Origin of the sequence: Streptomyces sp. ML-6 (assembly GCF_030116705.1) — a bacterium.
In the GTDB taxonomy this organism is placed as follows: Bacteria; Actinomycetota; Actinomycetes; order Streptomycetales; family Streptomycetaceae; genus Streptomyces.
In genome coordinates, this window is record NZ_JAOTIK010000002.1 from 946,543 (window position 1) to 972,499 (window position 25,957).

General features: G+C 71.5%; 29 protein-coding genes and 1 pseudogene. 17 read left to right on the forward strand and 13 right to left on the reverse strand.

The features are described 5' to 3' along the window. Positions 1-193 precede the first annotated feature (193 nt). On the reverse strand, positions 194-817 hold the full coding sequence (locus tag OCT49_RS37860) for a TetR/AcrR family transcriptional regulator (protein ID WP_283856704.1): 624 nt from the start codon (positions 815-817) through the stop codon (positions 194-196). Positions 818-948: 131 nt separating this feature from the next. On the opposite strand from OCT49_RS37860, the gene OCT49_RS37865 reads away from it, so the two are divergent. Then, positions 949-1,827, forward strand: a complete 879-nt coding sequence (locus OCT49_RS37865) for a class I SAM-dependent methyltransferase (RefSeq protein WP_283856705.1) — start codon at positions 949-951, stop codon at positions 1,825-1,827. Positions 1,828-1,911: 84 nt separating this feature from the next. Here OCT49_RS37865 and OCT49_RS37870 read toward each other — a convergent pair whose 3' ends face one another. From OCT49_RS37870 to OCT49_RS37885, 4 genes are all read right to left on the reverse strand, one after another. After that, the gene (locus OCT49_RS37870) at positions 1,912-2,253 is read right to left on the reverse strand and encodes a DUF5713 family protein (RefSeq protein ID WP_283856706.1); all 342 of its coding nucleotides are present in this window, start codon (positions 2,251-2,253) and stop codon (positions 1,912-1,914) included. Beyond that, positions 2,229-2,753, reverse strand: coding sequence for a hypothetical protein (locus OCT49_RS37875; protein WP_283856707.1), 525 nt, complete (start codon positions 2,751-2,753; stop codon positions 2,229-2,231). The genes OCT49_RS37870 and OCT49_RS37875 overlap by 25 nt, the downstream gene beginning before the upstream one ends. Beyond that, positions 2,699-3,235, reverse strand: a complete 537-nt coding sequence (locus OCT49_RS37880) for an alpha/beta fold hydrolase (RefSeq protein ID WP_283856708.1) — start codon at positions 3,233-3,235, stop codon at positions 2,699-2,701. The genes OCT49_RS37875 and OCT49_RS37880 overlap by 55 nt, the downstream gene beginning before the upstream one ends. Positions 3,236-3,341: 106 nt before the next feature. Then, positions 3,342-4,370: a TetR/AcrR family transcriptional regulator C-terminal domain-containing protein gene (locus tag OCT49_RS37885; RefSeq protein WP_283856709.1), complete on the reverse strand. Its 1,029-nt coding sequence runs from the start codon at positions 4,368-4,370 to the stop codon at positions 3,342-3,344. Between the two features lie 116 nt (positions 4,371-4,486). Between OCT49_RS37885 and OCT49_RS37890 the strand changes: the two genes are divergently transcribed. Together OCT49_RS37890 and OCT49_RS37895 are read left to right on the forward strand one after the other, a co-directional pair. Beyond that, entirely contained in the window at positions 4,487-6,076 is a 1,590-nt protein-coding gene (locus tag OCT49_RS37890; protein ID WP_283856710.1) for an MFS transporter, read from the forward strand. 160 nt (positions 6,077-6,236) lie between these two features. Continuing rightward, positions 6,237-6,512, forward strand: coding sequence for a hypothetical protein (locus tag OCT49_RS37895; protein WP_283856711.1), 276 nt, complete (start codon positions 6,237-6,239; stop codon positions 6,510-6,512). A gap of 25 nt (positions 6,513-6,537) precedes the next feature. On the opposite strand, the gene OCT49_RS37900 is transcribed toward OCT49_RS37895, so the two are convergent. After that, positions 6,538-7,845: an MFS transporter gene (locus OCT49_RS37900; protein WP_283856712.1), complete on the reverse strand. Its 1,308-nt coding sequence runs from the start codon at positions 7,843-7,845 to the stop codon at positions 6,538-6,540. Between the two features lie 166 nt (positions 7,846-8,011). Beyond that, positions 8,012-8,770, reverse strand: a complete 759-nt coding sequence (locus OCT49_RS37905; protein WP_283856713.1) for a GntR family transcriptional regulator — start codon at positions 8,768-8,770, stop codon at positions 8,012-8,014. Positions 8,771-9,095: 325 nt separating this feature from the next. Between OCT49_RS37905 and OCT49_RS37910 the strand changes: the two genes are divergently transcribed. Continuing rightward, the gene (locus OCT49_RS37910) at positions 9,096-9,857 is read left to right on the forward strand and encodes a hypothetical protein (protein WP_283856714.1); all 762 of its coding nucleotides are present in this window, start codon (positions 9,096-9,098) and stop codon (positions 9,855-9,857) included. 88 nt (positions 9,858-9,945) lie between these two features. Here OCT49_RS37910 and OCT49_RS39980 read toward each other — a convergent pair whose 3' ends face one another. Beyond that, positions 9,946-10,242, reverse strand: a complete 297-nt coding sequence (locus tag OCT49_RS39980; RefSeq protein WP_349632846.1) for a hypothetical protein — start codon at positions 10,240-10,242, stop codon at positions 9,946-9,948. A gap of 99 nt (positions 10,243-10,341) precedes the next feature. On the opposite strand from OCT49_RS39980, the gene OCT49_RS37920 reads away from it, so the two are divergent. Both OCT49_RS37920 and OCT49_RS37925 read left to right on the forward strand, forming a co-directional pair. Further along, entirely contained in the window at positions 10,342-10,752 is a 411-nt protein-coding gene (locus OCT49_RS37920) for a VOC family protein (RefSeq protein WP_283856715.1), read from the forward strand. A 55-nt stretch (positions 10,753-10,807) separates the two neighbouring features. Then, positions 10,808-11,033: pseudogene (locus OCT49_RS37925) on the forward strand (AraC family transcriptional regulator); the annotation flags it as partial. Between the two features lie 117 nt (positions 11,034-11,150). On the opposite strand, the gene OCT49_RS37930 reads toward OCT49_RS37925, so the two are convergent. Continuing rightward, positions 11,151-11,852 carry a PepSY domain-containing protein gene (locus OCT49_RS37930; RefSeq protein WP_283856716.1) on the reverse strand — a complete coding sequence of 234 codons (702 nt, stop codon included), beginning with the start codon at positions 11,850-11,852 and terminating at the stop codon, positions 11,151-11,153. A 435-nt stretch (positions 11,853-12,287) separates the two neighbouring features. On the opposite strand from OCT49_RS37930, the gene OCT49_RS37935 reads away from it, so the two are divergent. Further along, positions 12,288-13,352, forward strand: a complete 1,065-nt coding sequence (locus OCT49_RS37935) for a right-handed parallel beta-helix repeat-containing protein (protein WP_283856717.1) — start codon at positions 12,288-12,290, stop codon at positions 13,350-13,352. 529 nt (positions 13,353-13,881) lie between these two features. Further along, complete coding sequence (locus OCT49_RS37940; RefSeq protein ID WP_283856718.1) at positions 13,882-14,364, forward strand: DUF6083 domain-containing protein; 483 nt, start codon at positions 13,882-13,884, stop codon at positions 14,362-14,364. A gap of 41 nt (positions 14,365-14,405) precedes the next feature. On the opposite strand, the gene OCT49_RS37945 is transcribed toward OCT49_RS37940, so the two are convergent. Together OCT49_RS37945 and OCT49_RS37950 are read right to left on the reverse strand one after the other, a co-directional pair. Then, entirely contained in the window at positions 14,406-15,425 is a 1,020-nt protein-coding gene (locus OCT49_RS37945; protein ID WP_283856719.1) for an alpha/beta hydrolase, read from the reverse strand. Positions 15,426-15,521: 96 nt separating this feature from the next. Continuing rightward, the gene (locus tag OCT49_RS37950) at positions 15,522-16,094 is read right to left on the reverse strand and encodes an O-methyltransferase (protein WP_283856720.1); all 573 of its coding nucleotides are present in this window, start codon (positions 16,092-16,094) and stop codon (positions 15,522-15,524) included. Positions 16,095-16,254: 160 nt separating this feature from the next. On the opposite strand from OCT49_RS37950, the gene OCT49_RS37955 reads away from it, so the two are divergent. From OCT49_RS37955 to OCT49_RS37970, 4 genes are all read left to right on the forward strand, one after another. Then, complete coding sequence (locus tag OCT49_RS37955) at positions 16,255-16,455, forward strand: hypothetical protein (RefSeq protein ID WP_283856721.1); 201 nt, start codon at positions 16,255-16,257, stop codon at positions 16,453-16,455. A gap of 45 nt (positions 16,456-16,500) precedes the next feature. Continuing rightward, the gene (locus OCT49_RS37960) at positions 16,501-16,947 is read left to right on the forward strand and encodes a hypothetical protein (protein ID WP_283856722.1); all 447 of its coding nucleotides are present in this window, start codon (positions 16,501-16,503) and stop codon (positions 16,945-16,947) included. Between the two features lie 244 nt (positions 16,948-17,191). Further along, positions 17,192-17,587, forward strand: coding sequence for an SMI1/KNR4 family protein (locus OCT49_RS37965; RefSeq protein WP_283856723.1), 396 nt, complete (start codon positions 17,192-17,194; stop codon positions 17,585-17,587). A gap of 384 nt (positions 17,588-17,971) precedes the next feature. Continuing rightward, a complete protein-coding gene (locus OCT49_RS37970; protein WP_349632847.1) occupies positions 17,972-19,042 on the forward strand; it encodes a trypsin-like serine protease in 1,071 nt (356 codons plus the stop codon). A gap of 106 nt (positions 19,043-19,148) precedes the next feature. Here the strand turns inward: OCT49_RS37970 and OCT49_RS37975 are convergent, their stop codons facing one another. Next, the gene (locus OCT49_RS37975) at positions 19,149-19,721 is read right to left on the reverse strand and encodes a TetR/AcrR family transcriptional regulator (protein WP_283856724.1); all 573 of its coding nucleotides are present in this window, start codon (positions 19,719-19,721) and stop codon (positions 19,149-19,151) included. Positions 19,722-19,935: 214 nt separating this feature from the next. Here OCT49_RS37975 and OCT49_RS37980 point away from each other — a divergent pair, with 214 nt between their 5' ends. The 4 genes from OCT49_RS37980 to OCT49_RS37995 all read left to right on the forward strand — a co-directional run bounded on the left by OCT49_RS37980 (position 19,936) and on the right by OCT49_RS37995 (position 22,521). Further along, on the forward strand, positions 19,936-20,490 hold the full coding sequence (locus tag OCT49_RS37980) for a hypothetical protein (RefSeq protein WP_283856725.1): 555 nt from the start codon (positions 19,936-19,938) through the stop codon (positions 20,488-20,490). After that, on the forward strand, positions 20,487-21,137 hold the full coding sequence (locus OCT49_RS37985; RefSeq protein WP_283856726.1) for a DUF2867 domain-containing protein: 651 nt from the start codon (positions 20,487-20,489) through the stop codon (positions 21,135-21,137). Before OCT49_RS37980 ends, OCT49_RS37985 begins: the two co-directional genes overlap by 4 nt. Before the next feature lie 32 nt (positions 21,138-21,169). Next, complete coding sequence (locus tag OCT49_RS37990; protein ID WP_283856727.1) at positions 21,170-21,847, forward strand: lysophospholipid acyltransferase family protein; 678 nt, start codon at positions 21,170-21,172, stop codon at positions 21,845-21,847. Between the two features lie 107 nt (positions 21,848-21,954). After that, the gene (locus OCT49_RS37995; RefSeq protein ID WP_283856728.1) at positions 21,955-22,521 is read left to right on the forward strand and encodes a GNAT family N-acetyltransferase; all 567 of its coding nucleotides are present in this window, start codon (positions 21,955-21,957) and stop codon (positions 22,519-22,521) included. A gap of 126 nt (positions 22,522-22,647) precedes the next feature. On the opposite strand, the gene OCT49_RS38000 is transcribed toward OCT49_RS37995, so the two are convergent. After that, a complete protein-coding gene (locus OCT49_RS38000; RefSeq protein ID WP_283856729.1) occupies positions 22,648-24,537 on the reverse strand; it encodes an acyl-CoA dehydrogenase family protein in 1,890 nt (629 codons plus the stop codon). Between the two features lie 456 nt (positions 24,538-24,993). On the opposite strand from OCT49_RS38000, the gene OCT49_RS38005 reads away from it, so the two are divergent. After that, positions 24,994-25,806 (forward strand): D-Ala-D-Ala carboxypeptidase family metallohydrolase, encoded by an 813-nt coding sequence (locus tag OCT49_RS38005; RefSeq protein ID WP_283856730.1) that lies wholly within the window; start codon positions 24,994-24,996, stop codon positions 25,804-25,806. Positions 25,807-25,957: the final 151 nt, after the last annotated feature.

Genomic DNA, 25,957 nt, shown 5'->3' on the forward strand with positions numbered 1-25,957 from the left:
CACCCACACCGATCGCAATAGGTCGCTCTGCCACAGCCCCGCAACCTGCGGGAACTGCGCAGTCCCGCTGCGGGGAGCGTAGAGGACCGGTCCGGCGGGGGCGAACCCTTTTACGGGGCACGCCCTTCGGGGCATCCCTCCCGAGGAGCGTCCCTCTTGCCGGGACCGGTCATCGGGGGCAGGGCCGGGCTCGTCACCCCTCGGTCGAAGCGCCGTCGCGCACGGCCCCGGTGGCCCCGCCCACCAGCATGGCCACCAGCCCGTCCACCTGCTCACGCGGATCGGGCGCGCCGGGCCAACCGGTCATCAGGAGATGGTGAACGGCTCCGACCAGCGCGAGCGCGACAGCGGCCGTGTCCGTGCCCTCCGCGATGCGGCCGAGGCGCTGTTCGGCGTCCAGGTAGCGCGCGATCGCTTCCTGGACGGCCGAGAACCCCGGTGCCCCGCCCTCCAGTTCCTGCCGTATCCGGAGGGCGGCGGCGGGCCGCGTCATGGCCAGGCCGGCGATCACGGGGCCGCCGGAGTCGAGCAGCGCGGTCGCGACGCCCGTGAGGTTCGCCGTCACCGTGTCCGAGCCCGCCAGGCCGGGAAGCTCCTCGGCCCGCCGCGCGGTGCGCGCGAACCTGTCCAGGCACAGCTCGGCGACGAACTCGTCCAGCCCGGCGAAACGGGCGTGCAGCATGCCTTTGGCGCATCCCGCCTCGGCGGTGATCGCCCTGCTGGTCAGGGCGCCCGGACCATCCCGTTCCAGTACGCGTTCCGCAGCGGCGAACAGCCGCTCCCTGACGTCGGGCATCGCCACTCCACGCGGTGACATGAGCCCCTCCCGGTGCTGTCGCCGTCCGCCCCGGCCATATGGGGGATTGCCAGTATGGGCGGGTGCCCATACTGTATGGGCACCCGCCCATCATAGGCTCGCCCCCTCGGCGCCCGACAGGAAGGCACCCGATGCGCAACATCGTCAACACTGAACAGGCCCAGGCGTGGAACGGCTACGAAGGCACGTACTGGGCCCGCAACCAGGACCGTTGGGACGCCGTGAACGCGGGCTTCGACCAGCCGTTGCTCACCGCCGCGGCCATCGGCGGGCACGACCGGGTGCTCGACGTCGGGTGCGGAGCCGGGCGGACGACGCGGCTCGCCGCGCGCCGGGCGGTGAACGGACGGGCCCTCGGCGTCGACCTGTCGGGACCCATGCTCGAACGCGCCCGCGCGAGCGCGGAGCGGGAGGGCCTCGGCAACGTGACGTTCGAGCGCGCGGACGCCCAGGTCCACTCCTTCGAGCCCGGTGCCTTCGACGCGGCGATCAGCCGCTACGGGGTGATGTTCTTCGCCGACCCCACGGCCGCGTTCGCCAACATCGGAGGCGCCCTGCGTCCCGGTGGCCGACTGGCGTTCGTCTGCGCCGCGGATGCCGGCCTCAACGGCTGGGTGCAGGCCATGGCGGCACTGCGGGACCACCTGCCCCTCGGGGACTTCGGGACCGCGGGACGCCCCGGGATGTTCTCCCTGGCGGACCCGGACCGCATCCGCGAGGTGCTGTCCGGAGCCGGTTTCGTACGCACGGCTCTGCGCCGGGTCGAGGCGTACGGGGACTGGGGGCGGAACGCCGAGGAGGCGGCGAGCTTCCTCCTGGGCACCGGCCCGGGGCGCCATTTGACCGGCCAGGCGCCCCAGGAGGCCCGGGACCGCGCCCGCGAGGCCCTGGAGGAACACCTGCGCGGCCACGAGGAGAACGGGTCGGTCCGCCTGCTCAGCACCGTCTGGCTGGTCACCGCGACCCGCCCCGAAAGTTTCAAGCCCCGGGCCCCGCGCCCCGGACTTTGAGCCCTGAGCCCTGAGCCCCGGGCCCGGGCGCTGCGCTCCGAGCCCGGGCTCCTCACCACCCCGGCCTCCGTTCGCGGCCCTCGCTCACCAGTCCCGGGTGGCGATCAGCTCCTCCACGTCCGCGTCCGTGAACCCGTAGGCCGTCGCCACGAACCAGAAGCTCTCGGCTATGTCCTCGCGGGCAACGGTCTCGATCTCGCTCCCCGCCGCCTCGAACTCGCTCTCCAGGAGGTTGAACTCCTCCGTCGCCGCCTGCGTGAGCACATACAGGGCCGGCAGGTCCGCCGGCTGCTCCGCCTCGATCCGCTCGCACAGCCGCAGCAGGATCGCCTTGCCCTTGTCGACGATGTGATCCGGGAAGTACTCGTCCGTGTACATCTGGTGCAGGAGGAAGTCCTCGGTCACTTGCTGGTTCGTGATCGGCATGGTGCCTCGTTCGCTCGGTGGAGTCCGACGTGCCGATCATGCACCACCCCACTGACAAGCCCGGGGTCACGGACCCCGGGGTCCGGCCCCGGTCCCGCTGCGGCTCCGCCCGTCGGCTCCCGTTCCGCCTCGCCCCACCCGGGGATGGTCGCGAGCACCTCGCGGAGCCGGGACGCGTATGCGGAGGGGTGGGTGAGATTGCCGTTGTGGCCGCCGGGGAACTCCACCGGGCCGGTGCCGAGAAGAGCGGCGAGTTCCCGGGCGCAGCGGTGGTCGAAGACGGTGTGCGGGGTGGTGCGGCCGAGGGCCGGAACGATCCGGACCGTTGTGTTCCGCAGTGCGGCCACCCGTTCGACGCTCAGGGTGTCGTCGATGACGGCGGTGAAGTCGTGGGTGAGGAAGAAGTCGAAGTTGGCGATGCGCCGGGGTGTCAACGGCTGTGCGGTCAGGCCGGGTTCCGTGTCCTGGGCGGCGAGGTCGATGCCGAGGACCCGTGCCACTTCCCCGAAGGCCGTGTTCGGTCCCCGGCTCGTGCAGAGCTGCTGGATGGCGGCGAGTTCGCGTTCGTGGTGGGCGCGTTCGGGGGCCGGCAGCAGCCGGGGGCCACCGGTTCGTGCGCGATCAGGGTGAGCGGCGGGTCGGGGTGTTCGACGGCGAGGTGGAGCCCGATGACGGCGCCGAGGCTGAGGCCCAGCACGGTGGCCGGTCCGTCGGTGAGCTCGGTGAGCAGCCGGTGGACGTCATCGGCGTGCCGGGCGAGGGTGATCGGGACCGTCGGGTCGGTGCGGGTGCTGCGCGACAGTCCCCGGCGGTCGTACGTCACCACGGTGTGGTCGGTGGCGAGGCGGCCGACCAGGTCGATGCTGCGACGGGCATCGCCCTCACCGCTCTCCGAGATGAGCAACAGCGGCCCCTCGCCCCGGACTTCGTAGTACAGATCGGCCCCGGGCGCGGAGAGCGTGGCGTTCCGGACTGTGGTCATGTCGTCCTCCTGTGGGTGTGGCCGCCGTGGCGGTGGCCACACCCACAACATAACCAATCACTTTAGATGTATTGAGATGGATGCATTGGGGTGGCTGGTCATGGACTCACGAACGGGGCCGATCCGTTTCCGCCGGCCCGGAGGCGGACGGGCGGGGGGCGGAGGCGCGCGGGCGCGGACCGGGGGTGGAGGGGCGCGGACCGGAGCCGTGCGAGGGCCGGGGGTCCGCCCGGCGGTGTTGCCCGATGAACACCTCGACGCCGTCCAGGATGCGTTCGAGCCCGAACTCGAAGAGCGCGCCGAGTTCGAGACCGAATTCGTCCCGGTCGAAGAGCGTGGACAGCACCGGATAGGCGCCGGTGAGCTGGATCGCCTCCATTCGCGGCTCGTTGGAGGCCAGCCACTCCTCGGGGCTCATGCCGGTGTCCTGCCGCGCCTGGGTTTCCAACTCGATGGCGGTCGCGATGCCCTGGGCGTACCCGAGGAGGGAGAGATGGATGTGGAGCATCTGGTCCGGGGTGAGCCCCAGCCCGTTCAAGGCGCTCAGTATGTGCTCGGTGTAGCGCATCGCGTGGGGTGAGGCCATCGGCCGGGTGAGGGCGGCCAGGGCCCGTGCCAGCCAGGGATGGCGCTCGTACCGCTCCCACAACCACCTGGCCTCCAGGGTCAGTTGCTCGCGCCAGCCGGACGGTCGCGGCCCCGTCGGTTCCTCGCGGAACACCTCCTCCGACATCAGCCGCACGAGTTCGCCCTTGTTCGGCACGTGCCGGTACAGGGCCATGGTGGAGACTCCGAACTCGGTCGCGACCCGGCGCATGGAGAGGGCGGGCAACCCCTCCGTGTCGACCAGTGTGATCGCGGCACGGACGATGCGCGCGCGGGTCAGGGCCCGGCCGGGCGCGGCGTGGGGCGCCCGCCCCGGCTCCGCGACCACCGTGCCGACCCCGGGCACGGCCCGCACCAGGCCCTCCTGGCCCAGCGCGGCGAGCGCCTTCGTGGCGGTCGCCATCGCGACGCCCCACTCCCGGGTGATGTGCCGGGTGGAGGGGACGCGGTCGCCGGGGGCGAGTTCGCCGGAATCGATACGACGACGGATGTCCCCGGCGATACGGAGATAGGGCGGATCGGCTGCCATGCCTCCACCGTACTAGTGCACCAGGAAGGTGTCATGCCTGGTCGGTGCCGGATCGATGCCAGGTGCACTAGGCAGCTGTTTGCGGCGTACGCACCGATCCGGTTCCGTACCGCTCCATGAAGAACACACCCGGCCCCCGCGCGGGCCGCAAGGAATGGACCGCGCTCGGGGTCCTGATGCTGCCCCTGCTGCTGGTCTCGATGGACGTGTCGATCCTCTACTTCGCCATCCCGTACATCAGCCGGGATCTGGAGCCGAGCGCCACCCAGCAACTGTGGATCCTCGACATGTACGGGTTCGTGCTCGCCGGACTGCTCATCACGATGGGCGCGCTCGGCGACCGGATCGGCCGACGCGTGCTGGTGCTCGGGGGCGCCGCGGTCTTCGGCGCGGCCTCGGTCGCCGCCGCGTACGCCCACTCGGCCGACCTGCTCATCGCCGCACGCGCACTGCTGGGGCTCGGCGGCGCCGCCCTGATGCCCTCGACGCTCGCCCTGATCCGCAACCTGTTCCGCGACGGGAAACAGCGCGGCCGGGCAGTGGGACTGTGGACGGCGGTGATGACCACCGGCATCTCCCTCGGCCCGGTGGTCAGCGGCCTGCTCCTCGAACACTTCTGGTGGGGTTCGGTCTTCCTGGTCAACCTGCCCGCCATGGTGCTGCTGCTCGTGCTGGTGCCTTTCCTGGTACCGGAGTTCAGAGCGTCGCAGCCGGGCCGATTCGACCTGCCGAGCGCGGCGCTCTCGCTCGCGTCCCTGCTCCCGGTCGTCCACGGGATCAAGGAACTGGCCCGGCACGGATACGAGCCGATACCGGTTCTCGGCATTGCCGCGGGGCTGCTGCTCGGCCTCGTCCTCGTACGCCGCCAGAAGCGGCTCGCCCATCCGATGATCGACCTCGGCCTGCTGGGACGGCGCGCCTTCGGCGGTCCGGTGCTCGCCGATCTCCTGGCGATGTTCGCCACGGTGGGCATGGCCGTCTTCCTCACCCAGTACCTTCAGTCCGTCCTCGGCATGAGCCCGCTCGAAGGCGCGCTGTGGAGCACGGTCCCGGCCGTGGGCGTCGCCGTCACGGCCCCGGCCGCGGCGGCACTCGCGCAGCGCGTCGACCGCGCCTGTGTCATGGGCGGCGGCTTCCTCGTCTCCGCCTGCGGATTCCTCTGGCTGACCCAGGTGCGCACCGACTCGGCCCTCTGGTTCGTTCTCGTCGGCGCCTCGGTCTACGCGGGCGGCCTGGTCGCCGCCATGGCCCTGGCCAACGAACTGGCCCTCGGCGCCGCCCCGCCGGAGCGTGCGGGTTCCGCCGCGGCCGTCCTCGAATCGGGCCAGGAACTGGGCGGCGCCCTGGGCATGGCGATCCTCGGCTCCGTCGGCGCGGCGGTCTACAGCCGCGACATGACCGACGCCCTGCCGGCCGGGGTGCCGGACGCCGAGACGGTGCGCGAAACCCTGGGCGGCGCGATGGCGGTGGCGGCCCGGCTCCCGGCCGGAACGGCGGACACCGTGCTGACGGCCGCGCGCGACGCCTTCACCCGCGGCATGGGTTCCGCCGCGATCGGAGCGGCCGCCGTCATGGCCGCGGCCGGTGTCCTCTCGCTCGTGCTGCTGCGCGGCGCGGCCGGGACGAGGCGCCCGGGGGCGGAGGGCTCGACCCCGGGTGAGCGTCCGGAAGGGGCGGACAACGCACCGGAGCCTGCGGTGCCCTGACGCACCGCGCTCTCCCGGACCTCGGCCCGGGGCCCGGGTCCAGGACCCGGAACCCGCGCCGGCGTCGCGGTGCGAGCACGGGGCCGGCCCGGAAGACGGAACCTGGAACCACGGAACCTGGAACAACCGGACCTGAAACAGCAGAATCTAGAATCGCTGCATGACCTGGAGCGAGGCGGAGTACGTCGAGTACCTGCAGAGCGAGCGCCGATGCTATGCGTGGGTGATGCAGCGGTACGGCAATCGGACCCCGGAGAAGGCCTGGGCGGAGGCTGTGGACTGGTATCCCTACGAACCGGCCGACGCGCCGTTCCGCGGACTGGTCTTCCACGACGAGTCGTGGCACTGGGCGATGCTGGCGATTCACGGCGATCGGTACACCGTGGACCATCCCGAGCTGGCCGAACCGCCGGCCGAGTACCGGGCTCTGGGGTGAACGGCCGACCACCGCAGAGGTTTTGTCACCGAGGACGTGGCATCCGCGCCCCGGGACGGTGAAGGGGCACACCACGACGCACGGTCTCGGGGGCGTGCTCCCCGGGCAGCGTGCGCAGGGAACGAAGCGGTGACAGGAAGTTCGGGAGGAAGCTCAGCGTCATACCGCCCGCGCCGAGCCACAGTGTGGCCGTCGCCCCGAGCGCGGAGCCCGAGAGCCCGCCCAGCAGCCCGCCCAGGGGGAGACCGCCCCAGGACACGAACCGGACCGTCGCGCTCATCCGGCCCAGGAGACGGTCCGGTGTGAGGGCCTGTTGGAAACTGGACTGGGCCACCACGCGGACGACCCCGCCCAGCGAAAGAGCCGCGAGCCCGACCGCCGCCGCGTACACGCTCCAACCGGGCCGCGCCAACGGCATCAGGGCCGTCAACGGGCAGGTGACCAGGGGCGCGAGCCACACCACCGGGCCCTGCCCGACCAGCTTCGAGAGCCTGGCCGCCAGCAGGGCGCCCAGCAACGCGCCGCACCCCATCCCCGACAGAACGAGCCCGATGCCGAAGGGCCCGAGGCCCAACTCCCTCTTCAGGAAGACCAACAACATGGTCTGGTACATCACCAGGGAGAGATTGAACACCGCGTCCCCCGCCATGGTCGCGCGCAGGACGGGATGCCCGAGGACGAACTTCAGCCCCTCCCCGACCTCCTGGCGCAACCGAGGACGCAGACCGGTCTCCGGCTTCCGCTCGCGCTTCCGGATGCGGAACGCGAGGACGCCCGATGCGGCCATCCCCACCGAACTCACCAGGAGGGTCGCGGGGGCTCCGATCCAGCCGGCCAACGGGCCCGCCGTCGCCGGTCCGCCGATACTGGTCACCGAGCGTATCGCCGAGAGTTTCGAGTTCCCCTCGACGAGATTCCCGCGCCCCACCAGATGCGGCAGATAACTGACGTGGGCGACATCGAAGAAGACCGTCAGCACCCCATGGGCCAACGCGACCGCGTAAAGCCACGGGATCGTCAACAGCCCGGCCCACCACGCCACCGGTACCGTCAGGAGGATCAGCGACCTCGCGGCGTCGGTGCCGATCATCACCGAACGCTTTCGCACGCGGTCCACCCACGCCCCGGCCGGCAGCCCGACCAGGAGCGAGCCCACCGTGGTCATCGCGGTCAGCAGACCCATCTGGAACTCGTCGGCGTCCAGGGCCACGAGCGCGACCAGGGGCAGCGCGAGGAAGACGACGCGGTCGCCCAGCTGACCGAGCGCCGTGGCGGCGAACAGCCGCCCGAAGTCCGGATCGCGCAGGAGCCCGGGCCGGGAAGACTTCGTCATGTGCATCGCCTGCTTTCGAGTGTTGCCGAATGGTGTCGGACCCGGATTTCCGTTCAGGCAGGGGCGTTCGGCGGATGGCCTCGCGGCGTCTCCGTCCGGCGTCTCCGCCCGGTATCCCCTGGCGTCCCCGCTCGGTGTCTCCCGACGTCTCCGCCCGAGGCGGTGGCTACGACAGGTCGACCCCGAACTCGTAGGCCACTTCGCGGCGCACATCGGGAATGACGATGTCGGCGGTCTCCACCGGACGCCCGTCGGTGTCGTGGATGATCCGCTCGATCCGGAGCACCAGGTCCCCGACGCCGATGCCCAGCAGATTCGCCTGGGCCCGGGTGGCACGGGCCGGGCGCGGCAGCTCGACCACGGTCTCGACGACCACACCGATGGAACGCATCCGCTCGACCACGCCCTTGCCCGCGAGGGGCCCCATCTCGGGCAGCATGATCGGCGTTCCGCCCGTGAGGGCCATCGGCTCCCACGACTCGGAGAGCTGGACGGGCTGCCCGTCGGCGAGGAACTCGTAGTGGGTGTTGACGCAGAGGTCCCCGGGCCCGATGGCGAGCCGCTCGGCGATCGCCCCCGGGGCGGGAACCCGCACCTGACTGTGCGCGTCCCAGGCACCGGCCCTGCCCCGCTCCTTCATGGCTGCCGGGCAGGGCGACCCGCCCCGGCGCCCGAGGTGTCGCGAACGCACCATCCGCAGGCGCTCGCGCGGCGTGCGGACGTAGGTGCCCGAGCCCGCGCGCCCTTCGAGGAGCCCCGCGATGATCAGGCCGTCCACGGCCCGTTGCACGACGTTGCGCCCGACCCCGTACTCCTCGGCGAGTCGCGCCCGGGACGGCAGACGTTTTCCGACCGCCCACTCTCCCGCGAGGACCCGGGCGCGCAGCGCGTCGGCCACTGCGAGGTAGGGGGCCTTTCGGGGCATGGGCGGCTCTCCGCTTTCTCGACGGTTTCTCGTCGGTTTCTCGTTGGTTCCTGGGCGATCTCTTGACGGGCTCTTGACGGTCTCTTGCCGGCTTCCCGGTGGACGGCAGCCGGTGGTTCGGGCGGTGTTGGCAAGCTACTGCACCGGGCGAAAGCTACTGGAGCAGAAACACGCTCGGTGCACGGGCACCCTTCTGCGGGAGCACGCCGGGACTGTGCCAACTCGGCCGATCGCCTGGGGAGTCGACGCATCCGCTCCCGGCCGGGAACTCCATCCGGTATATGAGTACGAGTGGGAGAAGGCACGGGGCGAAAGGGGCGAGGGGATGACGCGGGTGCTGTACGCGATGCGTGTGGTGATCGCCCTCCTGGCGGGGGCCGCGACACTGTTGACGACCCGTGGCATCGTCTCGATGTCCGTCGACGGCCCCGAAGGGGAGGCTCCGGGGGACTGGACGATCCTGGCCGTGCTGATCTGCGTGTTGCTCACGATTCCGTGCTCGCGCATCGCTCGGCGGATGTACCGGCGGACCCGCGCGTTGCCGCCGAACATCGACGAGGTCCCCGGCGCCGCCGGCCGCGATGCGCGAGAACTCGGTGAGGACTCCGAGGGCTTCGCACCGGCCCTGACCGGCATCGCCGTCGCGTGCGCGGCCGCCCCCGTGACCGAGGGCGGGAAGGCCGGCACAGTGGTGGCCGTCATCGGCGCTCTCGCCGCTCTCGCCGCCGTCCTCGTCACGCGCGGCCGGATGTGTGAAGCGCGGAAGATCGCCGCCCGGCACGACCGCATCGCGCGCGTCAGGGGACACGGCACCAGAGTGCGGGCCGAGGTGCTCGGCGTCGGCCATGGCTCGTCCTGGAGCTACGGCGGTCCGGTGCTCACCGTGGAGGCGCGCTTCGAGACACCCTCCGGAACCCGCACCGTCGTGGAAACGCTCACGACCGCACCCGCGGACGTCCCCGCCGTGGGCGGCAGCGTCCTGGTCTGGTGCCTCGACGACGGTGCCGAGTTCTACCTGGAGGAGGACCCGGAAAGCCCGCACGAGCCGGGGGCCGCCGAGCGCTACAAGGAAGCCGAGACGTTCTGAACGGCTCCGACCGTCGCCGGCCACAACAAGGCACGGCTGCGTGGGCGATCGGTCGGGCGGGGCGGGTACGACTGCGGGTGCGGCGCGGTCAGGAGGCGTGGACGAACCGGCCGCCGACGTACGTCCGCTCCACCCGGGCCCCGGCGATCTCCTCCGGCGGGGCCCGGGTGGAGGTCCCGGTCCAGGACCACCAGGCCGGAGAGGTTCCCGGGCGCAGGCTGCCGGTGTCGTCGTGGCCGTTCACATGGGCGGATCCGGCGGTGCGGGCGGTGCAGGCGGTCAGGGCGGTGGCGAGGTCGGCCGGAGGGGCGGCACGACGGCCCGATGCGTCGTGGACCCCGGTGGCCGGAAGTCGTCCGCGTTCGTGGGGTTCCCTCGACAACACGAGGAACAGTGTTCGATCATGAGTACGGCATCGCGTGCTGGTCACCGACCGGGTGAGGCATGGAGGTGCAGCGAGATGCCTTGCGGAGGCATTCCGAACATGTCAGTCGAGTTGAATCACACCATCATCCACGCCCGGGACAACCGGGAGTCCGCCGAGTTCCTGGCCCGAATCCTGGGGCTGGAGGTCGGAACGGAGTGGGGCCCGTTCATTCCGGTCGCCACCGACAACGGGGTCACCCTGGACTTCGCCACCGTTCCGGCGGAGTCGATCGTCATGCAGCACTACGCGTTCCTGATCTCGGACGAGGAGTTCGACGCGGCCTTCACGCGGATCGAGGAGGCGGGTATCACGTACTACGCCGATCCGCATCTGAAGCAGCCGGGCGAGATCAACCGCCACTACGGCGGGCGCGGCCTGTATTTCCTGGATCCGGCCGGTCACGGCATGGAGATCATCACCCGCCCGTACGGCTACGAGCCGGAATCGACGGAGTCGACGGAGCCGTAGGACGGCGGGAGGACCGACGGTGTCGGCCGGGCCGGGGATCCGCCGCCCCGGTCGGCGCGCGGCGGTCGGCCCCGTGATGCTGCACCGCCGTTTCCGGGCGCAACGGGGAACGAACCGTCGGCATGGCGCACGGGGGAGCGGTTCGCCCCGGCGTGCCGCTTGATCGAGGGAAGAGAGTCCCGCTTCGAGGTGGTCGCCCGGAGCAACGGGCTTGGCTCGGCCCCGCCGCCCACCCGCGCACCCTGATCCGCCGCGGGACGGGCATCACCCCGTCCGCGTAACGGCGCCGGTACGGACCGGTGCGGACTGGTGCGGGCCGGAGGCGAACCGGGTCCGAGGCCTGTCGCTGGGGCCGAACGCGTTCCCGGAGTGCCGGGCCGTGGCCGTGGGGGAGGCGGTCACGCCGGCAGCCGGACGGCTCCTGAACGGTCGTCGGCGTTGCGGCCGTTGTCCTCCTCGTCGGTCCTGACGGCGGTCACCTTGCCGGTGGTCGCGTCGACCGTGACCTCGTGGTCCCTGCCCTTGTCCTTGTCCTTGGGGTTCGTGACGTCGATGTGCCAGGCAGGAGTGGTGCCGTGGTCCTTCTCGAGGCCGGCGGAGGTCGCGGTGCCGCTGACCTCGTCCAGGGCCGCGTCGACGGCCTTGGCCAGGTCGGTCTTGGCGGACTTCGCCAGGGCGGCGTCGTAACTGCGGTCGTCGGGGTCCTGGTCCTTGTCCGTGCGGGTGGCGGTGACCTTGCCATCGGTCGCGTCGACGGTGACCTCGTGCTCGGTGCCGTCGGAGGCCGTCACGTCGATCTTCCAGACCGGTTTGTCCATGCTGCCGTCCAGGTCGGCCGCGGTGACCGTGCCGGCGACGGACTTCTCGGCGGCTTCGGCAGCCTGCTTGATGTCCACCTTGGCGTTCTTGATCAACGCGTCGTCGTTGTCGTCGTTGTCGGTGCCCGGCAGGGCGGCGACGACGCCTGTCCGGACACCGCTACCGGCGTCCGAGGGAGAAGCGGCGGTCGTGGCTGCGGCGCCGCCGATCGCCGCGGTGGCGGCAAGCACGGCGGCGACCGTGCGACGCCTGCCGACCGGGGCGCGCTCGAGGGATTTCATGGGGATGGCTCCCTTCGCTCGGGACATGTGCTCCTGAGGTCCTCCGCCGCTGTTCCTGAAGTCCTCCGCTGCGGGCGAGCAACGTCGGGGGATTCGACCGGAGCGGGCAAATCCCCAACAAAAGCCATTTTCCGCCCATCCGGGTGTTGCTGCACTGGCGCACTGTCGCGCCGTCGGACTGCCGCCCGGCACTGACCCGCCCGGCGCACGGTTGTCCGGTGCACGGCTGCCCGGGACACAGTCGTCCGGTGCCACGGCAGCTCGGTGCCACGGCCCTCCGGCCAGGTGTCCGGGGCTGTCCGGGACAGCCCCGGACAGCGCGGAACGCTTGTGGTGCGGATACGGGCCCGGCAGCGTTCCTGTCGCACGGCCGGAAAAGGGGCGGACTTCCCGCCCCGCCGTGCCTCGCATGATTTTGGACCAGGGGGTACATCCATGCGCAAACACCTGAGCATCGGCCTGCTGTGCCTGGCGACGGCCGGCGTGATGGCGGCTCCCGGCGGGGCCGGGGCACTGGCCGCCCCGGCCGGGGGCGAAGACATCACCGTCTACGTCGGCCCCGGCGGGACCTCGTTCGCCGGGCTCTCGGGGAAGCCGCTCCGACAGGCGGCGTCCGGAGCCGGCCGCACGGCACGGAACCCGGTCGGCTCGCTGCGTGACGCGCAGGCCGTGCTCGCGGCCGGGCACACCAGGAACGCGACGATCCTGCTCCGCGGCGGCACCTACGACGACGCAGGGGTGGAATGGGCGCCGGGCATCGCCGACGGCACGGTCACCGTCAGGGCCCAGCCGGGAACGGGCCCCGTCACGTTCGACGGGCGGAAGGCCAAGGCCGGGTACTGGACGAAGGTCGGCCCGAAGTCGCCCAAGCTGAACTTCCAGGGGCCGTACACCGTGCAGCGCTACGGCGACGGCGGGATCAAGGCCACGGGGACCAAGAAGGACGGCCCGGTCAGGGGACTCGTGGTCAACGGGATCACCTTCAAGCAGATCGGCAACGCCTGGGTCAAGGGCGGCAAGGGCTTTGCCGGAGTGCACCTGAACTACGTGTCGAAGGCGAAGATCACCAAGAACCGGTTCCTCAATCTCGAGAACAAGACAAACCGGGGAAACACCCACGGCGTCTACCTCGCCTTCAACCAGACGCAGCGGACTCCGGGGAGCAACGGAAACACCGTGGCGGGGAACACCTTCAAGGTCATCTCCGGCGATCCGGTCCGCGCCAGCGACGGCAGCAGCGGCAACAAGGTCCGGGACAACACCTTCGCGAAGGGGCGTGACTACCGGGGCAAGATCCGGGGCAACGGCAACTACGGGATGTTCACCTACTGGGTGTTCCCGAGGGCCAACACGTGCGGAAAGGGCGGCAACACGTTCTCGGGCAACACCTACACCGTGAACTACTACAACGTGAAGGCGCCGGCCGTCCGCTCCGGGTCCGACACCAGCCGTACCTGCAAGTCCGTCAAGGCCACGGGCCACAACCGCTACAAGCGGTAGGACGTGATGGAAGTGCCGGTCGCGGGCCGCCCGTCCGGGACCGCGACCGGCACGACCACTCCATGGCAGACGCCGTGACAAGCCCGGGGTGGTCCTGTAACGGCCCGGCTCGGCCCGGCCCTCCGGCCGCTTCGTCGGAGTGAGGCGCGCGGCCTGCTCGCGAGAGCCGGTGCACCGCTCCGCGCCACCCTGCTGTCGATATTCTCCGCCGTCTCCGGCACGGACATCACGGGGGCCGCTTTGCCAGCCATTCAAGGACGAAGAGCAGGCGGAGAGGGCAGCACAGGTGACGCTGCAGGACGGGGATCCGCTTTCCATCGGCGCGTACACGCTGGAGGGCGGACTCGGGGCCGGTGGCATGGGGGTGGTCCACCGTGCCCGTCCGCTGCCCGGCCCCCGCGACCGCTGCCCGGGCGTGCGCCGGACAGGGCGCACACCGGTTCGGCACAACGGGTACCGCCGCTCCCTCACCCGGCACGGCCGAATCGTGACCTACCGGCCCCGTGAACCCGTCCGGATCCTGAAGAGCATGGGGGACACCGAAAACACACCAGGTCCGGACAACACCGACGACATGTTCCGCGCCCTCCTGGAGGGCGCCGTCGCCCCACGCCCGCCCGATCCGCCCGACTGCCCCTTCTGCGACCTCCGTCAGGACCGCTACCCCACCCTCCACGCGGGTCACTGGATCCTCCTCGAACCCCGCGTCCTCGTCCCCGCCCACACCGTGCCCCCACGACGGCGCTGGATCATCACCATGGACGGGGCCGCCATGAACCCGTGGGACGCGGAACCCCTTCCCGGTACCCGGTGCCGCATCGCGCACCACACGGTCTGTCCCCGCCTCCGGCCCGAGGACCCCTGGCCGTGGGCCACCGCGCTCCGGCGGGAGAACGACCGCAGGACGCAGCGCCTGTTCGACCTCCCCGACCACCGGGGGCTTCGCGACGACTGGGACCACCGCGACGACTGGGACCTTCCTGATGACCGGGGCCTTCCGGACACGGGCTGACGGACGCCCACGGCCTTGGCCACGACCGCCCTCGTGGGGTCTCAGGGACGCAGGACGCGCCGGAGCCAGCGGGTACGGGCATCGAGGGCGTCCCGGCTGAGGGCCGCCTGCGGCGCGAGGGTGTCGAAGCCGTGGAAGGCACCGGGCCATACGTGCAGTTCGGCCCGGCCCCCGGCCCGCCAGATCGCATGGGCGTAGGCCACGCTCTCGTCCCTGAAGGTCTCGGCCGAACCGACGTCGAGGTAGGCCGGGGGCAGCCCGGACAGATCCGTCGCACGGGCGGGAGCCGCGTAGGGCGGCAGGTCCGCGGCGCCGTACCGGTCGCCCAACAACGCCTGCCACGCGGTCGCGTTGGAGGTCCGGTCCCAGGTGTCGACACCGGCCATCTGATGGCTGGAGAAGGTGTTCCCGCGGTCGTCGAGCATCGGGCACAGGAGCAACTGCCCGATCGGCGTGGGCCCGCCCCGGTCACGGGTGAGCAGGGCGAGCGCCGCGGCGAGTCCGCCACCGGCGCTCTTCCCCCCGACGACGACGCGGTCCGCGTCGATGCCGAGTTTGTCCGCGTGCGCGACCACGTGGACGAAACCGGCGTAACAGTCCTCCAGCGGGGCGGGGTGCCGCACCCGCGGTGCCAGCCGGTACTCGACGGAGACGACAGCCAGCCCCAGCGGGAGAGCCCATGCGCGCAGCAGCCGAGGAAGCACGGACCACGCGTTGCCCATGATCATCCCGCCGCCGTGCATGTAGTACAGCAGGGGCAGCGGCCCGGTGGTCCCGGCGGGCCGCGCGCTCACGAGCGTCACGTCCTGCCCGCCCGCCGCTCCCGGCACCCGTAACTCCTCCACCTCGAAGCGGCCGTCGGCCCGGAGCTCCCGGACCGTCGGCCGGGGCCGGGCCGAGGCGTCCCGCTCCTGCCGGGAGGCGAGGTTCTCCGGGGTGAACGGCTCCCTCGCCCCGCCCCCCGAATCCGCCAGCGCCGCGCCCAGTTCGGGGTCGAAAGGAGGAACGTTCCGGGCCGCCGGGACGGGGCCGGCCTTCGGTGATGTGCCGTCGACGCTCATGCCGGGAAAGTACCGGGAGTGTGCCGGGTACGCATTGGGGATGTACCGCCCAAGTATCCGGCCCTGCCGATCCGGTGGCCGGGCGGGGAACACCGGTCAGGTGCGGCGCGTGGCGATGATCACCGAACTGGTGGGTGTCGTGAGCAACTCGGTGGCCTCCAGGGCCGGATGCGTGAGGTAGAACAGCCGCAGATCGTCCACCTCGCCCTCGAAGCGGGGCGGCCAGTGCGGCGAGGGGGTGAAGTCGTCCAGGACGAGCAGGCCCCCGGGAGCGAGATGCTCGACGACCTTTTGGGCGTCGTCGCGCTTGCCCCCGCCGTCGCAGAAGAAGACGTCGAACGGGGCGTGCTGATCGAGCAGCCGCCAGTCCCCGGTGAGAACGCTGACGCGCTCGTCGTCCGCGAAGATCCCGGCCGCCCGGCGGGCCAGCGCCTCGTCGCGCTCCACGGTGACCAGCCGCGCGCCGGGACCGAGACCACTGTGCAGCCAGGCGGTGCCCACTCCCGAGCCGGTACCGCTCTCCGCGAGGACCCCGTGGGGCTTCGAGGCGGCGGCCAGCCCGAGCAGCCTGCCCACTTCGGGGATGCAGCTCTTCTTGAACCCCATCTCGGAGGCGACCCGCTCCGCAGCCACCACACGGGACGGAACCCCACGTTCTGCCATGACCATGCTCTCTCCTTTCTGTCATCGCGCGATCACGCGATGACATGATCAAGAGGCTATCGACGGACGGCGACGTCCGTACGGGGTTTCGCCCGGCAGGGGCGGGGTCGGCAGTTACCCGGCACGGTTGATGGATGGAATGGCGCGTCCCGCCGGCACATTGCCCGTGCCGTGCCCCCTGGAGGAGTACTTCGAGTTCGACGTCGACGGCTGCGCGACGATGCTCCTGCCACCTTTCTCCGGCATCCACCCGACCGCCGGGGTGGCGGAGGACGAGCCGTTGACGATCGGCTACCCGGTCCACCGCCCGCTGGAGGGCCTGCCCCCGAGGGTGGTGTGCCACGGGGGTTTGGAGTGCCCGGAATGAACCGTCACGGCCCCGCAGGTCCCCTCGCCGCACAGGTGACCGTCCATGCCTGAACCCCACCCGCTCCTGGCCCACTTCACCGACGCCTCCGACGGCCGGTTCCCGTCGTGCGACGGTGGGGTGACCGTGCTGCCGCCGCTGCCCGGAGGGCTGGAATGTTCCGTCGCCTTCACCGGGCACGCGGTCGTCGCCACCGCCCTGTCCGCGGCAGAGGTGCACGCCGGACGGCCCGACGGCTTCGGCGCCTCCCTGGCGCCCGACTTCCTCCGTCGCCTCGCCGGCCCCGACGGCTGGATCGACACCGTCGACGTCACCCTCACCGCACGCGGCACCGGCGGCCCGCCCCGCCCCGCCTCGCCGAACGGACGGAGGGAACGGACACCCACCCCCGCGTCCTCCGCGCCCGTGAACTGCGGGACGACGTCACGGTCCACGGCGACGAACGGGGCATCGTCACCCTGGCCCACGGCCTTGCCGGACGCCGCGAGCTGAGCATCGAACTCCATGCCCCGCACGACGCGGGCCGGGGCCGCGGGCGCGGCCTCCTCGCCGACGCGCTCTCCCTCGTACCGGAGGGCGAACCGGTCTTCGCCGCCGTCGCCCCGGGCAACGCCCGCTCGCTGCGCGCCTTCCTGGCCTGCGGTTTCATTCCGGTCGGCAGCGAAGTGATCCTGTGACCACGGCACCGGGGCGTCCGGACGCCGGGATGCCGGTCGGGGCTTGGCAGAATGACCCCGTGAGTTCGAACGAGGACCGGATCGCGCAGGCCGAACGCCACTTCGGAGTCCGCTTCCCCGAGGACTACCGGCACTTCCTGATGACGGAGGGAAGCATGAGCCGGTTCGTGCCCCCGGCGGACGACTTCCTGATGATCAACGCCGTCGCGGAGCTCATCGGGGTCAACGAAGCCGGTGAGTTCCAGGAACGCTTCCCGGGCAGCCTCGTCATCGGTGGGGACGGAAGCCGCGAAATGCTCACCTACGACTTCCAGCAGGACCCTCCGCCGCTGGTCCTCCTCGACGTCTCCGCCCAGGACTGGTCGTCCGCCGTCCCCCAGGCACCCTCGCTGTCCGACCTGCTCGGACGGTTTCCCGAAACCGGATGGAAGTGGGACGACTCCGACCCCGCGTGACGTCATCGGGCACACCCTCCGCTCGACGTGCCCGAGAGAGGGTGGGGGCCCCGCCGAGGGGCCGGGGTACCTGACTCGCCGCGCCGCGAGGCGGGGGGGCGAGGACGGCGGCTCCCTCCTGTCCTACGTGCACGACCCCGGCGGCAGCGCGCGAGCGACCTGGTGATCCTGCCCGCGCAGGACTTCACCGGCCGCCTCTGGCCCGTGGCCATCTCCCGGGACGGGTACCGCCGGGCCGGTTCGTCGGAGCATGGGGTCCTCGTTTCCCCCCGTGCGCAGGTGGGGCTGCCCACAGGACCGACCGGCCTGCTGCCCGGATGGTCTGTCCGACTCGGCACGACGAGGCTGAACGCACAGGATCCACCAAGCAAAAGGAACCCACCCGTGTTCAGTTTCAAGCCCCTGGGCCGCCGTACCGTCCGCACCGCCGCCGTCCGTACCGTCGTCGTCGGCGCCCTCGCCGTCGCGGCCTGCACCACCGTGATGGGCGGCAGCGCCACGGCCATCGTCAACGGGTCGGACTCCAGCGAGACCTATCCCTTCATGGCGGTCATCCCGGAGTCGGCGCCGTCGCAGGGGTTGATCGATGGGAACTGCGGGGCGTCGCTGATCGACCGGCAGTGGGTGCTGACGGCGGCCCACTGCCTCGCTGTCGAGGGCATCGAACTCGACGGCATCGTGCGCGTCGGCGCCGACCACCGCAAGTCCGGCGGCACCGTCCGCAAGATCGACCGGTCCTTCGTCCACCCCGGCTACGTCAACGGTGACAACAAGGCCGCCAACAAGAACGACATCGCGCTGATACGCCTGGACCGCCCAGTCACCCAGAAGCCCATCAGGATCGCCGACGAGCCGGGGCGGCCCGGCACACCCACCCGGCTCCTGGGCTTCGGCACCACCAGCGACACCGAGCACACCTTCCCCGACCGGCTGCAGGAGCTGAACACCCGCAGGGGCGCCGAGTCCGAATGCGCGCCCGGCTACGCGGACCGCACGCGCCTGTGCACGATCACCACCAAGCCGAACTCCATGGCCTGCTTCGGCGACTCCGGCGGGCCGCAGATCAAGAAGGGCCGGGGCGGCCGCTGGGAGCTGATCGGCGTCACCTCAGGACCCGGCGCCCCGCAGGTGCCGTGCTCCGAGGGCCCCGGCCTCTACACCAGCGCACCCGCCTACGTGGAGTGGATCACCAGGACGATGAAGGCCAACGCCCCCGCCCACGCGCGCCCGGCCGCCGACCAGGGCTCCGGGCCCGCAACGAGCAGCACGGTCACGGTCGGCACGGCCGCGACCGGCACGGCAACGAACGGCGTGGCCGACAAGGGCTCCGCACTCGCCGAAACCGGCACCGGCGACCACACCGCGGAGATCGCCGGTGCGGCCGGTGCCCTGATCGTCGCAGGTGGCGGCACCGCCGCCGTCATGCACCGCCGCAAGGCCCGCGACGCGGCCTGAGTCGAACCGGCCCCTCAAGGGCGTCGCCCGCCGCCTCGCGGACGTGGCGGCGCCCCCGGCACCACCCGCTGGAACAAGTCCCATGGCCGGTCCGGGACAAGACGCTCTAGGAACCCGTGTCTTTCCGGGGGCGATCGAGCACCAGGTCGGCGGCGTGGGCGAGCACTTGGGCCCGGGTGCGCTCGCCGTGGTCGGCGGCGAGGAAGTGGGCGCCGATCGCCGCGCAGAAGGCGAGCAGGCTGCGGGCCTCGACCTCGTCGGGGTCGGAACAGAAGGTGCCGATCATCTCGCGCAGCAGGGCCATGCGCTGGTTGTCGACGCGCCGCAGGCGCTCGGCGACCGACTCGTCGTGCCGGGACCAGGCGCGGATCGCCAGGTCGATGGGGAGCAGGCGGTCGTCGGAGAAGGTCAGCATGCCCGCGCGGTGGATCCTGGTCCTCGGGTCGCCGCCCTCGCGCTCGACGCGGGCGATCACCTCGTCGGTGCTCTCCCGCTCCCAGGCGTCCAGCATCGCCTCCAGCAGCGCGTCGCGGTCGGTGAAGTGCCCGTAGAAACCACCCTTGGTGACACCGAGCCGCTTCGCCAGCACTTCGACGCGCACCGCGTCCGGCCCGGCGGCGGCCAGTACGGCCAGGCCCTCCTCGACCCATCTGTCACGTGGCGTACGCGTCGCGCCCACGATGTGCCTCACCTCACCTCGTCGCCAGGTATACGGCACCGTATACCTGGGTTACCGTTCTTCTATACGCTACCGTATATACGAGCGGAGACGTGATGTGTCAGCAAGCTTCGGCAAGCGTGAACGCAAGTCCCGGCGCGGAGTCCGGGCCGCTCGCCCCGTGTGCGGGCTCCGCCCGGCGGCTCTCGTGAAACCCGACGGCCCGAGGGGGCGGATGCCCGTGGCCGTGGTCGACGCGGCCGTGGGGGTGCACGCCCTTCCCGAGTCCTTCCGCGCCCTCGGCTCGTTGCCGGCCATCGACTACGCCGATCGCTTCACCCTCGCGACGGACGCCTCGGCGACCCCGGAGCAGTGGGCCAGGGCCATGTTCGGCGACGTCCCCGGCTTCGCCCAACAAGTGATCTGGCGAGGCCTGTTGGGGCTTCGGCTCAGCCGGGGTCGCTCGCCGGACACCGTGGCGGGCTGGCGCGTCACCGGGCGTGGCGAGGACTGGATCCGGCTCGAGGCCGCCTCCTGGTTCCTGTCCGGCAACCTCGTCGTGCGGGCGGCCGGCGGAAAGGTGTCGTTGGGGACCTTCCTGCACTACGCCAGGCGCCCGGGCCACAGGGTGTGGCCCCCGTTGTCCGCCGTCCACCGCCGACTGGCCCCCGGCCTGCTCCGTGACGCGGCGGCGGCGATCGAGGGCCGCACCCGACCCGACAAGGACCGCACCCGACCCGACCGGAACCGCGTCCGCGCTCCGGAATCCCGGAAGGGGCGAACCCGGTGAACGGCCGACGAGCCGTTCCCCGGAGCCGCCACGTCGAGCCCGATCCGGCGGACACCATCGGCATGCTCGGTGGTTGCGACCACATCGACGCCGTGGCCATCGACGTCCCGCAGGGCACGAGCGCGCGCGACTTCGTCCAGGCGATGCTGGGCACGCCTCCCGCGTCGACGACCCGTCTTCTGAGGCTGCGGGACGCGCTGGTGAAACCCTTCGGGCTCAAGGGCACAGACCGGAGCGAGGAGACCCGGATCGAGGAGGGCCGCAGGGCGGGGCCGCTCCGCCTGTACCGGGTCGGGGAGGACGCGGTCGTCGCGGGCAAGGACGACAAGCACCTCAGCTACCGGTCGACCTTCAAGGTCCGCCCCGGTCCGCACGGCTGGGAGGGCGTCACCACCACGGTCGTGCGCTACCACAAGTACGCCGGACGGGCCTACTTCGCCGTGATCAAGCCCTTCCACGTTCTCATCCTGTACAGCCTCGCCCGGCACGGCGCGGCGGTGCTGGCCGGTGCGAGAACCATTTCGCGGGAGCCGGGAGCAGGGCCGGACCCTCGAACCGAGGACCCCGCCAAGGGCTCGAACAGATGGTCTCCTACGGAAAATAGGTACGACTACTCACGTCCTGACCGGCCCCCGCCCCGACGATGAAGATCGACACCGTCGAGACGGGGAGACCGTTCATGCTCAGCCGCATCGCCGACATCCTGGTGCCCGCCGTCGGCCGCCTGTCGGTGACCACCGACCCCGGCGTCGAACTCGCGCCCGGCAGCATCGTCGCCGCGAACCACACGTCCCTGGCCGACCCCGCGATCGTGGTCGCCGCCCTGCGCCGCCTCGGCGCCGAGCCGGTCATCATGGCGGCGGCGGGGCTGTGGCGCGTCCCGGTGCTCGGCCGGGCGCTCGTCCGCGAAGGACACATCCCCGTCTTCCGCGGGGACCGGCGTGCCGCGGCGGCGCTGGACACCGCGGCGGAAGCCCTGGAGCGGGGGCGCCTGGTCCTCATCTACGCCGAAGGGGGCCTGCCCCGCCGCAAGGACGCCGCGGAAGAGGAGCCCGGCACCTTCCGCAGCGGCCTGGCCCGGCTCGCCGAGCGCACCGGCGCCCCCGTCATACCCGTGGGCCAGGCCGGAGCCCGCCGGATCACCTCGGGCAACCCCGTCAAACAGCTCGCCGGCCTGGTCACCGCACCCCTGCGCCGACCGGACCTCCATGTGCACGTGGGCGCGCCGCTGGAACTGACCGGCACCCGCGTCGACCGGACGGCGCGGGCCCGCACCGCGGTGACCACCGCGTGGCGAACGGCGGCCACCCACCTGCGCGAGCCCGCCGCACTCCTGCACACGACATCGGCTTCCTGAGACGGACCCGAACTCCGCGTACGACGCCCGATCATGGGGGCGGGGATATCATCCGGCATCCGTGTGCACGGCGGACAGCGCCTGCAGCCGACGGAAGCGGGGGCGTCATGGACGACATGTGGACCGGGGAGAAGGTACGTCTGCGGGGTGTCGAGCCGGAGGACTGGGAAGGTTTCCGGGACCTGGCCCGGTACACCGTGGACGTCCGCGCCGCCGACCTGATCGATCCTCCCCGCTCCGAGGAGAGCTTCCGTGCCTGGACCGCCGAGCGCGCCGGACGTCCACCGGGCGGGGAGGCGTTCCGGCTGGTCGTCGAGGGGCTGGCCGACCGGGCCTTCGCGGGATCCGTGACCGTCGGCGCGTTCGACAGCCGGGCGGGAAGGTTCAGGACGGGCATCGGGATCACCCGCGAAAACCGCCGCAAGGGTTACGCGGCCGAGGCCACCGAACTGCTCCTCACCTACATGTTCGCCGAACAACGCTGCAACAAGTGCGAAGTGGAGATCCACGCCTTCAACGACGCTTCCCTCGCCCTTTACCGGGCTCTGGGCTTCGTCGAGGAAGGACGGCTTCGCCAGCACGAGTTCTTCGCCGGCGGCTACCACGACGTGGTGCTGATGGGCATCACCGCGTCCGAGTACTGGGCCACCCACCGCCCTCCGTCGGTGCGGTGAGCCCACCGAGGCCCCGCGTCACAGTTCGCCGCCCGGGACCGGGCCCACCCGCCCCGATCCCCGGGCGTCATGACAGGGGCGGCCGTGCGGCGCACCCCCCGCGGCCCGGGGCCGGGCGGTGAAGGGTCAGGCAGGCGTCGCCGCGGCGACAGCCCGCCGCGGCGCGGACCCGGTACCGTCCCAGGACGGCACCGGCTGCTCGTCGAACCCCTCGGGACGGGCGATGGGATGGTCGAGGAGGACGTCCTCGACGACGGCGAACGCGGCCACGAGCGTTTCGGCGTGCGGCACGAGAGCCGCGACGACGCCTTCGGAAGCGTCCTGCAACTCCCGCACCTGCCCGCCGGTCAGGTGCCCGTCGGCGAGCAGATCACCACTGTGTGCCATGACCTGGCGCAACGCGAACAACCGGTAAAGCAGGACCAGTTGCTGTCGAGCCTCGTCGTCGGTGGCTTCCGCCGCCGCGTCCAGGAGGGCCTGGCCCGCCTGGCGCACCGCATGGGCGTCGACCAGCTTCAGGGCCGAATTGACGGTGTTGTTCCACCGGTTGAGCGGATCTCCCGGAGGTCCGCTGCGCAGGCGCCTGCGCGCCCGCTGGTGCCAGATGCGTTCGATGTCGCCCAGCAGGTCCTGCAGGAACGTGGTGTCGGCGAGGTCCCGGGTCGCGGGGTCCAGGTCGCAGGGCTGCTTCGGGGTGAAGTGCCCCAGGAGCATCTCGCCGGCCGCCTTCACCCAGATCACCAGGTTGTCGCCCTCCGCGGTGATCGTCCCCTCGTTGGCGGCGAGCTGACCCGCGATGCCGTTGGCGAGGAAGAGCCCCTGAGCGCCGCACCGTTCCCGGCACTCGGTCATGACCTCCCGCGCCTGCCAGGTGATCCAGCCCTTCGCGATGGCCGTGAACCGCTCGCTGTCCTCCTGCTCCGACTCCTGCCCCTGCTCCGTCGCCTCGACCCAACGCCGGACCGCGGCCCGGTGCAGCAGCGTCGCCGCATAGGTGCTGGCGACGGACTCGAGGAGCGGGGTGTGATGACTCCGGTGGGCGAACAGCGGAACGCTGCCACCGGTCGTCACCCCGGCCGTCCGCCGGTTGAGGGCGTGCCGGACCGCCACGGCGACCGCATGCCGGGTGACCCCGAGGCTGTAGCCGCTCATGCACAGTTTGCCGACCGTCACGCGGCCGATGGACTTCAGGAAGCGCTTGCGGGGGCTGCCGATCGAGCTCACGAAGGCGCCCTCCGGAGTGAGGCGCCCGTACTCCGACTCCAGGAGCGCCTCGCGCGGCAGCCGCACGTGGTCGAACGACGTGATGCAGTGGTCGACCGGCGCCGTGGCCGTCTGCGGCAGCCTGCGTATCTCCACGCCGGGCAACGTGCGCCCGTCCTCGTCGCTGAGCGGGGTCAGGAACAGGAAGACGCCCCGGTCCCTGCCGTCGACGATCAGCCGGGCGGCGACCACGGCGGACTTGGCGCCGCCCGTGGAACTGGTGTTCGGCATGAACTTCCGCGCGTCCGCGTGGGGAGTGTGCAGTACGAATTCCCCGGCGGCGTGGTCGTACGTGGCGGTGGTCTCCAACTGCGAGGCGCTGTTGCCGTGTCCGGCCTCCGTGCACAGGAACGTTCCCGTCCGCCGCAGTTCGGCGAACTCCCGCAGGTCGTGGCCGGGCTGCCCGGAGGAGTGGTCGAAGAAGCTTCCGAGGAACAGGTTGTAGTGGATGCTCGCCACCGTCCCCAGCCCCGGATCCACGGGGCCCACCCATTCATGGAGCGCCGTCAGCCGCTGCACGTCACCGGCGAAGTCGACAGGACTCTCGAGCGCGGCATTGACTAATCCCAACCGCTCGTACGACAGAGCGGAACGCTCCTCGGGCGACAGTCCTTCCCGGAAACGGAACGGCTCCGTGCCGAACAGTTTGCGCCACGGCTCGTGATGCTGCTCCATTTGTTCGCCGAACAGCACCCGGGTGAGCGCTGCCGTCGTCGTGATGGCACGGCCGGAAGAGGGGCTAGAGATGATCATGGTTGGGAACGGTAGCCCATGGAATTGACCGCTCCAGAGTGATGATCAACACGATTGAGAGTGCCTCGATCACGGTATGTGCTCACTTCTGATCGCCCGTAACCCTGTTCTGGACGATCTTTTGGATCGAGTGGCACCGCCCGGGCGCCACTCTCTCGCGGCGGGAAGCGGAGGGGGAGGACCCGTACCGGTCGACCGGTCTTCCGGAACACGGTGAAAGCCCGGCCCGGACGAGCGGCGAACGGGGACGGGAACGGTGAACGGCTGTCAGGAAGACCCCGGGACCGTGGCCGTCACAACGGCGGGACCACGCGTACGGCATCTGTGCGACCCCGGTCCCGGCGCGGCCTGGCAGCTTCCGGTCACACCACTTCTTGACTGGACATTGACAATGGTTTGGTGGACTCGCGAGGCTGCGCCCCTGACCATGTCGCCGTCCGAACAGAGGCCCCCCACATGACATCGCGTTCATCCCTGCTGCTCGCGTCGGCCCTGGCCGCTGTCAGCCTGCTGTTCACCGCACCCGCACCCGCGTCCGCGAGCCCCGCGTTCGAGAGCCCCGCGCCCTCCCTCGCGCCCGCCCCCTTCCTCGCGCCCGCCTCGGCCTCCGCCGGCCTCGCACCCGCCAACGCCTGCTTCACCTGGAACAGGTCCCTCGGTGAGGGGACCTCCGGCGAGGACGTACGACAGCTCCAGATCCGGGTCGCCGGCTACCCCGGATTCGGCGGCGAACTGGCCATCGACGGCGAGTTCGGCCCGGCCACGAGAGCCGCGGTGCAGCGCTTCCAGGCGGCGTACGGCCTGGAGGCCGACGGCATCGCGGGCCCGCTCACCTTCGGCAAGCTCTACGAACTCCAGAAGGGCGACTGCTCCCCGGCCAACTTCGACTGGTCGGAACTCAACCAGTGCGGTACCGACTGGTCGGGCGGCCAGGTCGATGCCGGCACCGTCCGGGCCAACGTCCTGGTCACCATGTGGAAGCTCCAGGCCCTGCGGCACGCGATGGGCGACCGGCCCATCGGCATCAACGACGGCTTCCGCGACCACGCCTGCAACGACGCCGTCGGCGGCGCCCCCGACAGCCTCCACATGTACGGCCTCGCCGCCGACATGAGTGCCGGCTCCCAGGGCTTCTGCGCCCTGGCCCTCGAGGCCCGCGAACACGGCTTCACCCAGATCCTGGGCCCCGGCTACCCGGACCACGACGACCACGTCCACGTCGCGGGCGGCACCGGCCGGCACTGGTCCGCCCCCGACTGCGGCATCTGACCCCGGCCCACCCCACCCCGCGCCGACCCCGAAGCCCCACCGCGCGACGGAAACACAACGGGCGGGCCGGGCCGTACGCCGAGAAGAGCCACCACGGCGCCGCAGCCCGCGTTCCCCCGCACGCTCGCCACCCCCGGCCCCGGCATACCCT